This is a genomic window from Actinomycetota bacterium, from assembly GCA_035640355.1.
Taxonomy (GTDB): domain Bacteria; phylum Actinomycetota; class UBA4738; order UBA4738; family HRBIN12; genus CALGFI01.
In genome coordinates this window covers 57,156-68,280 of the sequence record DASQWI010000022.1, presented here as the reverse complement: position 1 = coordinate 68,280, position 11,125 = coordinate 57,156, and the positions used below count along the sequence as shown (strand labels likewise).

9 protein-coding genes are annotated in these 11,125 nt (G+C 69.2%); 4 read left to right on the top strand and 5 right to left on the bottom strand.

All coding sequences use genetic code 11. The annotated features are described in order from the left end of the window. Positions 1 to 2,229 (top strand): EAL domain-containing protein (locus VFA08_11930; GenBank protein HYZ14293.1); only part of this gene is annotated, 2,229 nt, incomplete at its 5' end. Here VFA08_11930 and VFA08_11925 read toward each other — a convergent pair. Continuing rightward, the gene (locus tag VFA08_11925) at positions 2,216 to 3,097 is read right to left on the bottom strand and encodes a RodZ domain-containing protein (protein ID HYZ14292.1); all 882 of its coding nucleotides are present in this window, start codon (positions 3,095 to 3,097) and stop codon (positions 2,216 to 2,218) included. The genes VFA08_11930 and VFA08_11925 overlap by 14 nt on opposite strands. Positions 3,098 to 3,306: 209 nt before the next feature. On the opposite strand from VFA08_11925, the gene VFA08_11920 reads away from it, so the two are divergent. The 3 genes from VFA08_11920 to VFA08_11910 all read left to right on the top strand — a co-directional run bounded on the left by VFA08_11920 (position 3,307) and on the right by VFA08_11910 (position 5,236). Continuing rightward, positions 3,307 to 3,813: a D-alanyl-D-alanine carboxypeptidase family protein gene (locus VFA08_11920; protein HYZ14291.1), complete on the top strand. Its 507-nt coding sequence runs from the start codon at positions 3,307 to 3,309 to the stop codon at positions 3,811 to 3,813. Positions 3,814 to 3,829: 16 nt separating this feature from the next. Then, entirely contained in the window at positions 3,830 to 4,564 is a 735-nt protein-coding gene (locus tag VFA08_11915; protein ID HYZ14290.1) for an MBL fold metallo-hydrolase, read from the top strand. 93 nt (positions 4,565 to 4,657) lie between these two features. Further along, positions 4,658 to 5,236, top strand: a complete 579-nt coding sequence (locus tag VFA08_11910) for a hypothetical protein (protein ID HYZ14289.1) — start codon at positions 4,658 to 4,660, stop codon at positions 5,234 to 5,236. A gap of 4 nt (positions 5,237 to 5,240) precedes the next feature. Here the strand turns inward: VFA08_11910 and VFA08_11905 are convergent, their stop codons facing one another. From VFA08_11905 to VFA08_11890, 4 genes are read right to left on the bottom strand one after another with little or no spacing between them, the layout of a single operon-like run. Next, entirely contained in the window at positions 5,241 to 6,890 is a 1,650-nt protein-coding gene (locus VFA08_11905; GenBank protein ID HYZ14288.1) for a hydantoinase B/oxoprolinase family protein, read from the bottom strand. After that, positions 6,869 to 8,917 carry a hydantoinase/oxoprolinase family protein gene (locus VFA08_11900; GenBank protein ID HYZ14287.1) on the bottom strand — a complete coding sequence of 683 codons (2,049 nt, stop codon included), beginning with the start codon at positions 8,915 to 8,917 and terminating at the stop codon, positions 6,869 to 6,871. Before VFA08_11900 ends, VFA08_11905 begins: the two co-directional genes overlap by 22 nt. Before the next feature lie 19 nt (positions 8,918 to 8,936). Further along, positions 8,937 to 9,962, bottom strand: coding sequence for an LLM class flavin-dependent oxidoreductase (locus VFA08_11895; protein HYZ14286.1), 1,026 nt, complete (start codon positions 9,960 to 9,962; stop codon positions 8,937 to 8,939). Then, positions 9,959 to 11,122: a C45 family peptidase gene (locus VFA08_11890; GenBank protein ID HYZ14285.1), complete on the bottom strand. Its 1,164-nt coding sequence runs from the start codon at positions 11,120 to 11,122 to the stop codon at positions 9,959 to 9,961. Before VFA08_11890 ends, VFA08_11895 begins: the two co-directional genes overlap by 4 nt. Between the last annotated feature and the right edge of the window lie 3 nt (positions 11,123 to 11,125).

Genomic DNA, 11,125 nt, shown 5'->3' with positions numbered 1-11,125 from the left:
GGTTCGCTACCCGCCGAGAGCTGGCGCCGACGGCAACGCGGGATCGTCCTCCTTCTATGGGCTCACGTGCTCGTCATCCCGTGGATGGGGATCGCGACGGGGAGCAGCGTTGGGCATTCCCTGGCCGAGGCGTCCATCGTCGTCCCGTTCACGGTGGGGGCCTCCCTATCCGGTTTCACCAAGCGTTCGCGCGAGGTCCTGGCCACGATCGGGCTGATGTCCTGCTCGGCGATCTTCACGCACCTCAGCGGCGGCCTGATCGAGATGCACTTCCACTTCTTCGTCATGGTCGCGCTCGTCACGCTGTATCAGTCGTGGCTCCCGTTCGGCGTCGCCATCGTCTACGTCGTCGTTCACCACGGGCTGTTCGGCGCGCTCGATCCAACCAGCGTCTTCAACCATCCGGCCGGCATCGCCAACCCGTGGAAGTGGGCCTTGGTCCACGGGCTGTTCATCTCCGCCGAAAGCGTGGTCTGCCTGATCGCGTGGCGGCTGAACGAGATCGCCATCGGCGGCGAGCGTGCCGCTCGGCTGGAATTGCTCCGGGCGAACGAAGACCTGGCCGAAGCGCAGAGCCTCGCGCGCGTCGGGAGCTACGACTGGGACACCGCCACCGGCGAAATGGAGTGGTCGGACGAGCTCTACCGGATCCTCGGCGTCGATCCGAGCAAGTACGACCCGACGCACAACGACTTCAACGAGCTGATCCACCCCGACGACCGGTACAAGATCCAACCGGCCGTCGACGAAGCCTTTCGCACGCGAGCTCCGTTCGAGATGGAGGTTCGGGTCGTGCGGCCAAACGGCGAGATCCGGCTGGTCCACGGCATGGGCTCGGTCCCCGCCGACGACGACGGAACCTCGACACGCCTGGTGGGCACGGTTCAGGACATCACCGACCGTCGCCGCCTGGAGGACGAGATCCGCTATCAAGCGTTCCACGATGCGCTCACGGGTCTGGCGAACCGCGCGCTCTTGCTCGAACGCCTGAACCACGCGCTCATGCGGCGCGAGCGCACGCCGATGGCCCTACTGTTCCTCGACCTCGACGAGTTCAAGGGCGTCAACGACGCGCTCGGACATGCGGCCGGAGACGACCTTCTCGTGGGGTTCGCCAGGCGACTGGAGTCACTGATCCGCCCCTCCGACACGCCCGCGCGATTCGGCGGCGACGAGTTCGCCATCCTGCTCGAGGACACCGATGAGCAGTCGGCGATCGCCGTTGCGGAGCGGATCCTGACATCGCTTCGCACGTCGTTCCGCGTTGCCGATCAGGAGGTGCTCATACAGGCGAGCATCGGGATCGCCACGATGGACGAAGGAAGCACGAGCGATCTGCTGCTGCGCGACGCCGACATCGCGATGTACGCGGCGAAGACCGAGGGTAAGAGCCGGTATCGGCTGGGCACGCCGGAGCTTCGCGCGGCGGCGTCCGACAACCTGGCGCTTCGGCGCGAGCTCGCGCGAGCCGTGGAGCTAGGCGAGCTCGTGCTGCGGTACCAGCCGATCGTCGACCTTCGATCGGAGCGGATCGTGGGACTCGAGGCGCTCGTTCGCTGGAATCACCCAACGAGAGGAATGGTGTCGCCGCTGGAGTTCATTCCGCTGGCGGAGGAGACGGGTCAGATCGTCGAGCTCGGAACGTGGGTGTTGCGAGAGGCGACGCAGCGCGTTCGCGATCTGCACGAGGAGCTCGGCGTGACGCCGTGGATCAGCGTCAACCTGTCGACGAGACAGCTCGAACAGGACGATCTCGTCGACGTCGTCGCCGCCGCCATCAGCGACAGTGGCCTAGCGGCCGAACATCTCGTGTTGGAGATCACGGAGACGGCGATGATGTCGAACGCCGCGGACGGCACCCGCCGAGTCCAGGAGCTTCGCGCACTCGGCGTGCGGATCGCGATCGACGACTTCGGGACCGGGTACTCGTCGCTCGGCTACCTGCACACGTTCCCGGTGGACATCCTGAAGATCGACCGAACGTTCATCTCGGCGGCCACCGGCGGAACCGGCGGGTCGGCCGTAGCCAAGGCGATCGTTCAGCTCGGCTCGACGTTGCGGCTGGAAACGATCGCCGAGGGGATCGAGCAGGCGGAACTGCAGCACTCGCTGCTCGGGATGGGGTGCGAGATCGGCCAGGGCTTCCTGTTCTCGCCGCCCCTCGAGCTGTCGCTGGTTCGCGAACGGCTCATGGCGGAGGGGTCGCTACGGGTGGTCAGCTCAGCGTGACCCGCTCGACGTGAAGGTCTCCGTCCCGCCACGAGAGGGTGATGGTCGTCACCTCGCCGGGCGGTCCCGTGGGGATCGGGTTTCCGTTCACCCGTAGCGTCACGCCGCCGGCATTGCCCAGCCGCAGCTGAAGGCCCCGCTTCGCCCGGTAGACAGGCGAGTCGCCCGGTTGCAGCGTGACCTCGTCGACGAACTCCCCGTCGGCGACCACCCGAACCCAGCACGGCTGTTCCACGTCGAGCACCGCACGCACGCCGCGGCGATCAGGCTCCGGTGACGGGGAAGGGGTCACCGGGCCCGGCCCACCAACGTTCGCCGCCGCATCGGTGGGCTCGGGCAGATCGGACACCGGCGACGACCTCGGCGCCTGAAGCGCGAGCACGACGACCACCGCGAGGGACGCCAACGCCATGACCGCGCCGACGATGCTTCGCCGTCGTCGAGGGTCGGGAAGGTCCTTCAGCGTCGTCTCGCCGCCGGCGGTCACGAACGACCGCTCGGGCCCGAGCTTCAGGAGCTCGGCGAATTGCCGCATCGGCGGTTGATCCCGCTCGGGGGCGGATCGTTCCAGGTTCGCGTGCTCCAGGTCCCTTTTTACGTCCCTTTGTTCGCGGTCTCCTTGCTTCAGGTTTCCCCGTTCGAGATCCCCTTGTTCCAAGCTCCCCTGTTCCAGGTCCGCGGGATCGGCGTCGGGCGGAGGCTCCCACCGATAGCCACACACCCTGCACAGCCAGTTGGCCTCGCCGAGCGTGACGGGATGCGCATGAACGCTCCCGCCGCGAAGCTCCTCGACCCACTCGGATGGGCTGTCGGGAACGGCGACCGCGACCAGATCCGAGCCGCAGCGTGGGCAGTCCGGTCTCGCCATCGCGTGCCCTCGACGTCGTGCATGGAGCGATGCCGCCCGACCAACGCCGCGCTCAACCTCAAACTGGCGCGACGGCGACGCCGAACCGCACCGCTACCCCGGCCATGGGGACGTTCTCACGCTATCGATCTCGTCAAGGGCCGGTCCAGTAGGCACATCGGCCTACGCAGAGATCGTTGTTGCGGATCGACACAGCGATACTGGTTCGAGTGAGGTCGACGACGGCGCGCGCGCGGCGCCGCGGTGGGCGTCGCGCGGTCGTTCGTAGGCGTCGGTTGCTCGTCGTCGGTGTGGCGGTCGTGGTCGTGTCTGCGGCGGCCGTCGGGTTCGTCCTCTGGCGAGGAAGCGAGATCGAGCGCGTCTGCGGCCGGCCGGACGACGTGGTTCGACGCGGAAACGTGGTTCTCGTCCCCGATGCGATGGATGCGTTTCGAGCCGCGGAAGCCACCGTCGGTTTCGAGATCGACGTCGTCGAGTCCTACCGCTCGTGCAAGGAACAGCGCGCCGCGTGCGAGGCGATCTGCGGGAAGCGCCGAGGGTGCCCCGGGCTGTGCGCGCGCCCCGGTCTTTCGTGGCACCAGCGTGCGCTGGCGATCGACGTGACCCAGGAGATGCTCGACACGCCTGGTGTCATCGCGGCTCTCGAAGAAGCTGGATGGTGTCAGGCGCTGCCGGATTCCGACCCCGGCCACTTCTCGTTCGACGGCTGTCACTGACCATTACGATCGCCGGATGCAGGTCGCCGAGGGCATTCATCGGCTAAGCGGAGGCGTCACAAACTTCTACGTGATCGAGGATGGTGGAAGGATCACGCTGATCGACGCGGGAACGCCAGGCGATTGGGACCTCTTCATCCGTACCTTGCGAACGCTCCGCCGCACGCTCGACGACGTGGAAACCGTTCTCCTCACGCATGCGCACAGCGATCACACGGGGTTCGCCGAACGAGCCCGCTCGGAGGCCGGGGTGACGGTTCGCGTGCACGCCGAGGACGAGGCGTTGGCGCGCACGGGCAAGCCGCGCGGAAAGAACGCGGCCGGCTACGGCAGGTACCTCCTCCGGCTCGAGGCGTATCGAACGCTGTTCTCGCTCCTCCGGCGCGGCGGACTGAAGATCGTTCCCATCCACGAGATGTCGACGTTCGGCGACGGTGAGACGCTCGACGCGCCGGGCCGTCCTCGAGTGGTCCACGCGCCCGGTCACACGGAGGGCAGCTGCGCCGTGGTGCTCGAAAGCCGTCGTGCCCTCGTGACCGGCGACGCCATGTCGACGCTGAACCCGCTTACGGGACGTACCGGACCGCAGATCCATCCCGACGCGCTGAATCGCGACTCGGAGCTGGCGTTGCGGTCGCTCGACGACCTCACCGGACTACCCGCCGACGTGCTGCTTCCGGGTCACGGCGATCCGTGGACGGGGTCGGTGGACGACGCCGTACGGCTGGCGAAGGCGGCCGGGCGGTCGTAGCGGTCTCGCACCATCCGGGTCCCCGTGCTTCGACCCCTCCATTGAGGGGCCATAGGATTGGCGGCCCATCGAGGCAGATCGAAAGGAGTGGCCATGCGTGCACGCGGAACGGCCATCGCCTCCGTGATCCTTCTAGCGTTCGGAACCATGGGGATGTCGGCGGCGATGGTGGCTGCCGGCGGGTGCACGATCGAGGGCACAGGTCAGGACGACCGGCTGCGCGGAACCGACGGCCGCGACGTCATCTGCGGCGGCGGCGGTAACGACATCATCCGCGGCCTTGCAGGCGACGACGTCCTCCGTGGGGACACCGGAGACGACACGCTTCAGGGCGGGAGTGGCGATGACCGTCTGCTCGGCGGGGGCGGTTCGGACTTCCTCGATCCGGGAGCGGACGACGACGTCTCCCGGGGCGGCAAGGGCCGCGACTTCAGCGGCGTGACGTCTGCCGGCAACGACCGTTGGGTCGGAGGGGTCGGCGCCGACCACCTGACGGACTTCAACGGCATCGACGCGGTGTTCGGCGGCCGTGGCAACGATCAGTGCCTCGCGACCGCCGACAGCTCCGGCGGGGACACGCTCGTCGGCGGGCTCGGCGTCGACGTCGGCCAGGGAGATCCGGACGACGACGTGAGCGGGGTCGAGCAGGTCGCGACGTGCTTCGCCGACTAGCGCCCTAACGCTCGTCCGGCGGGCCGTACCCTCCGCCGCCGCTCGTCTCGAACCGGACGATCGTCCCCTGCTCGACCTCGACCGTCGTCTTCTGCGGCAGGTCGCGAGCGTTCCCGCCCGGATCGACCACGGTGACGCGCGACGGGGCGGCGTCCCCCCCGCCCACAACTCCGGCGGGGCGGAACCGTGGATCCGTTTGCTCCGCGTAGTACGTCGCCACCTCGGGTCCCTGGAGAACCAGGTACTCGCGGCGGATACCGCGCCCGCCGTCGTGGGTTCCCCGACCCTGCGACCCGTCGATGAGCTCGGTGCGAAGGACGCGGACCGAGTAGTTCGTCTCCGCCACCTCGACTGGCATCAAGCCCACGTTCGCCATATACGTATCGACACCGTCGAGACCCGCCCCGTCCGGATGCGCGCCGGTTCCGCCGCCGAGGACGTCGCTCAGCACGGAGCGATGTCCCGTCGCCGGCGAACGGCTGCCGAGGTTCATCGCGGCGAACGTGACGGTGCTGCTCGCGACGGCGCGGCTCGGCCACAACTCGGAGAACGCGCGAACGAGCACGTCGGCAAGCCGCTGGCACGTGTTGTGACGAACCGAGACGGCGGCCGGCGGGTCAGGGTTGAGCACCGTCCCGCGCGGACAGATGATCCGGAGGGGACGCAGCAGCCCGTCGTTCGCAGTCATCGATGGGTCGGTCATCGCACGAAGCGCGTAGACGACGGACGCGCGTGTGCTCGCCCACGGCACGTTGAACGCACCGGCCACCTGACGCGACGACCCGGACAGGTCGACGTTGAGTCGATCTCGCTCCTTGGTGATCCGCGCGTGGATCCGCGTCGCCGGTCCTCCGCGGCCGTCGTCGTCCATGAAGCCCTCGGCCTCGACGTCGCCGTCCGGCAGCTCCTTGAGGAGCTCGCGCGTGGAGTGTTCGACGACGTCGATCGCCTGACGAAAGCCGGTCCGGATGGCGCGATGGCCGAACCGATCGATCAGCTCGCGCACGCGCCGCTCCCCGAGCGCACATGCCGCTCGCTGCGCTCGAAGGTCCGAGATCGTCGACGCGGGATCGCGAACGTTCTCCGCCAGGAGATCGAACACATCACGGTTGTCCGCACCGCGCCTGTACAGCCGGATCGGCGGAAGCACGACGCCCTCCGCGTAGATCTCGCGAAGCTCGGGTCCCTCGGTGCCGGGGTTCACCCCGCCGACGTCGAGGTGATGTGCCGTCGCGCCCGTCCACGCGAACAGCCGACCACCCACGAACACGGGCTGGAGGATGTTCACGTCCGGGGTGTGCATCGCCCCCATGTACGGGTGGTTAGCCACGAACACGTCGCCGTCGTCCACCTCGTCCCCCCACCGCTCGAGGACCGAACCGACGACGAGGGACATCGCGCCGAGCTGGGCGGGGATGAAGTCTGCCTGCGCGACGAGCGCACCGTCCGAGTCGAAGATCGCGCAGCTGAAGTCCTCCATGTCGCGGATGATCGGGCTATAGCTCGAGCGCTTCAGGACGACGCCCATCTCCTCGGCCGTCGAGATGAGCCCGGCCTGAACGAGCTCGAACGTGATCGGGTCGAGCCGGCCGTCCACGCCGCGGCGCCGTCCGCCTCGTGCCGTGCGCGCGTTCATCGGGCGGCGCGGAGCCACAGGCTCCCCTCCTCGTCGACGGTCGCCCGCTGACCCCGCCCCACGACGATCGTCGAGTCCATCTGTTCGACGATCGCCGGACCGTCGATGACGTTTCGCGATCGCAGGTGTTCGCGCCGATACACGGCCACCCGGCGCGGCGCGGTCAGGCCGTGAACGAGCGCACGACGCTCGCCGATGCGAGCCTCGTCTGGCGGCGTCCTCGTGCCGCGCGGGATGCGTTCGGGCTCGTGGCGCTCGAGGTCGCCGAACGCCGCCACGCGCGTCGTGACGATCTCGACCGTCTCGCGGGGATCCGCGTGCCCGTACATCGCTGCGTGCCGTTCGGCGAACGCGCGAGGGAGCGCGCCGATCCCGCGGTTCGAGACCGATGGAACCGGCAGCTCGAGCTCGTAGCCCTGACCCTCGTACCGGCAGTCCGCGCTGGCGATGATCCGGATCTTCGATCGCGAGATCCCGTCATCGCGGAGCTGGTCGACGAGTCGGGCGCTCGCCGCCCGGTACCAGGTCAACAGCTCCCGAGCGACGTCGTCGTCGAGTAGACGGAGGATCGTCTGCGCGTCGTCGATCCGCACGCTCGCCGCCATCAGGCCGTGTGCGGAGAACAACCCAGGATGCGCGGGGATCAGTACCGACGCGACGCCCAGCTCGTCCAGAACGCGGCCGGCGAGCAGCGGCCCCGCACCACCGAACGCAACGAGTGCGTATCCGCGCGGGTCCAGACCGCGTTCGACGGAGACACGACGGAGCGCCCGAACGCCGTGCGCGGCGGCGACCGCGATGATCCCTTCCGCCGCGCGGATCGGTTCCAGCCCGAGACGGCCGGCGACCGCGCCGACGGCACCGTGCGCCTCGTCGACGTCGAGCGGCAGCCGCCCGGCGAGCGGCGTGGGTCCGAGGATGCCCGCGACGACGTGCGCGTCCGTGAGCGTGGCGTCGGTCCCGCCGCGGCCGTACGCCGCCGGTCCCGGATCCGCCCCGGCGCTCTGCGGACCGACGCGGAGCCGTCCTGCCCGATCGACCTCCGCGATGCTTCCGCCTCCGGCACCCGCCGTCACGATGTCGACCGACGGCGCGAGGATCGGATGGTCCTGAACGACCTGGGTCGAGGTCGTCGGCGGCACGCCCCCCTGCACGAGACACACGTCAAGCGACGTGCCTCCCATGTCGAACGCGATGACGCCGTCGACACCGTGACGTGCGGCGAGGGCGATCGTGCCCGCAACGCCGGCGGTCGGCCCCGAGAGCAGCAGCCGGTGCGCCTCGCGCTCGGCGCGCTCGGCCGGCACGCATCCACCGTTCGACTGCATGACCAGAAATGGCGCGTCGACGTCGATCTCACGAAGCCCCGCGGCGGCGTCGGCCACGTATCGCCCCACGATCGGACGGAGCGAGGCGTTCACGACGGCCGTCGCGGTGCGCGGATACTCGCGAAACTCGCGCGCGATCTCCGACGACGCGGTCACGGGAACGCCGGGGAGCGCGCTTCGGATCTCGTCTGCAAGCGCGCGCTCGTGGTCGTCGCGGAGGTAGCTGAACAGGAACGCGATGGCGACGGCCTGGGGCTGCCGAGCCTTCACCTCGGCGACGACGCGGCCGATCTCCGTTTGCGTGAGCGGCTCGACGACCTCGCCGAGCCCGGAAAGGCGCTCCCGCACGTCGAGTCGGTCCTCGCGCCGGACGAGCTCGTTCGGCCGCGGCTGCCGCAGGTCGTACAGGTGGGGCTTGGTTCCGTTCCGGAACGCCATGATGTCGCGGAAGCCTTCGGTGGCCAGGAGCACGACGCGGCCCCCGCGTCCGGTGAGCATCGCGTTCGTGGCGACGGTCGTGCCGTGGAAGACGAGACCAACCTCCGCTGCTTCGACGCCGTCCTTCACCAGCTCCTCGAACGCGTCGACGAGCGCGATCGACGGATCCTTCGGCGTCGACGCGACCTTCGCCACCCTCGCTCGGCCGTCGCGGTGGAGCGCGATCGCGTCGGTGAACGTCCCTCCGACATCGATGCCGACGATCCAGCCGAGGGCCACCGACGAGCCCCTCGCTCCGTCAGCGGAGCTTGGGGGTCACCTCCTCGGCGAAGATCGCCATCGCCTCGCGCTGAACCGCGGGGTCGATCCCCGGCCAGTACAACCGGGCGATGTAGTGGAGCTCGCCGCCGGCGGCGTCACGGATCTGCGCGATCTGCTCGGCCACGTCGTCGGGCCGTCCCAGGACGATCGACCGGCGAAGCGACGACTCCTCTTCGTCCGTGAGCGCCGGCGGTGGTTGCGGCGGGCCGGCCCTGCTTCGAGCGGCGTCCATGTCGTCGTACTTCCATTGCACGTAGTGGTGGTGGTCACGGACGCGTTCCCACGCGTCGTCGCCGTTCCACGCGAACGTCGGCATGTGGATCGAGATGGCGATGTCCTCCTCGATGCCGGCGGCGGCGCGCGCCTCTCGCACGATCGAGACCTGCCTCGCAAGCTCCGAGGCCGGCGGTTCGGACGCCATGAACCCGTCCCCCAACCGTCCGGCGCGGCGAAGCGCCGGCTCGCTCCACGCGCCGATCCAGATCGGCGGACCACCAGGCGTCGCCGGCACCGGGCGGACCGGCACGTTCGGGTACCGGAAGAGCTCGCCGCCGCTCACGAGCTCGCCTCGCCACGCCTGGCGGCAGACGGCGATCGAGTCCTCGAGCCGCCGGACACGCTCGCTCATCTCGATACCGAGGCCCTCGAATTCCTCGGCGCGCCAGCCGAGTCCGACGCCGAGGATCGTGCGTCCCCCCGAGAGCAGGTCGACCACCGCCGCGTCCTCGGCGACACGCAACGGTTCGTGCAGCGGCGCGAGGAGCAGTCCGGTGCCGATGGCCACGCGGTCGGTTCGAGCCGCGATCGCCGCGCCGAGGACGAACAGCGACGGAAGGTAGCCGTCGTCCACGAAATGATGCTCCGAGGTCCACACGGAGTCGAACCCGAGTCGCTCCGCCTCGACGGCGAGCTCGATCGCCTCGGCATACAGCTCCACGTCCGTCCGTCGGTCCCCCGGATACCGCTGGCACGTGATCAGTCCGAAGCCGAACGCGACGCTCACGCCGGCATGCCCTCGGTAACCGGGCTCGGCTTCGCCAGGAGCCCGCCGACGTCGAGCTGCCGATAGGGCGACGTGCAGGGGTGTCCGTCGGCCACCCACATCCGCCGGGCGTCGAGATCCATCAACACCGACGCGACCGTCGCGCCCTGGTCGAGCGGCTCCATGCGCCCGTCGGGATGGCAACAGATTCCGGACGGATAGTTGGCGTGGTCGGCGAGCGCCGCGCGGAACGTGTCGAGCGACAGCGCGCCGGCGCGCGCGATTCCCACGGCGCTCCGGAGGCGTTCCAGCCGGATGGGGCTGTCGGGCATCACCCAGAGCGAGACGTCACGCCGATCGAACGCGTTCGACACGAAGTGGTTCGTGTGAAGCAGGACGCCCTGTTCGGGAAACGCGAGGAACAGGCGCGAGTAATCACCCGGCGTCGCCTCGATGTTCACGGCGATGCCGTCGCGATGCGCGATCAGATAGTTCGCCGACGAAGAGCGGACTCCCCGCTGGGCCGCAGCCAGCGCGTCCGACAAGTTCTCGCAGTCCATGAAGGCTCGGAGCAGCACGTGGTACGGGACGCCCGGCTCTCCCCGATCGTCGTCGGTGACGAGCGCGTTCGTGACCACCCCGAGGCCGGAGGAGTTCATCCCGGTTTTCGCGAGCAGTCCCGCCTCGACGACGCTGACGAAGTTCGGTCCGTCGTTCTGTTCGGACTCGAGGACGACCACGGTGTCGAACGAGTGGAGCAGCCAGTCCCAGTTCTGACCGACAAGCGTGTGGCCGTCGGCGCTCGCCTCCGGAAGAACGGCGAACGCGCTGCACTCGCCCTGACGCTGCCCGTCGCCACCCCGCCGAGCGGCGCGCGCCTTGGCCGCGAACATCACCTCGGTGCGGACGTTGATCGCCAGTACGTCCTCGAGGTCGACGCCCGCCCCGTCGGCGATCCCGCCGATCTCCTGGACGTACCGTTCGTCGAAGGCAGCGATCGGCGCCTCGAACCGCGCCGCCTCGCGGCGAACCTGGTCCCACTCCCATCCGGCGTAGGCGCGGAACACCTCGCGATACGCCTCTATCGAGCGCGCGATGCGCGACCTAGCCTGCTCGCCGTACGCCCGGCCGCGCTCGCGGGGATCGCCGGTGACTCGTACGTGCGGGAACGTGTCGTTCATCCC

Excerpts from the sequence above, each read along its gene's own strand:
- VFA08_11925 (HYZ14292.1), bottom strand. The coding sequence starts at position 3,097 with ATGGCGAGACCGGACTGCCCACGCTGCGGCTCGGATCTGGTCGCGGTC.
- VFA08_11910 (HYZ14289.1), top strand. The coding sequence starts at position 4,658 with ATGCGTGCACGCGGAACGGCCATCGCCTCCGTGATCCTTCTAGCGTTC.
- VFA08_11890 (HYZ14285.1), bottom strand. The coding sequence starts at position 11,122 with ATGAACGACACGTTCCCGCACGTACGAGTCACCGGCGATCCCCGCGAG.
- VFA08_11915 (HYZ14290.1), top strand. The coding sequence starts at position 3,830 with ATGCAGGTCGCCGAGGGCATTCATCGGCTAAGCGGAGGCGTCACAAAC.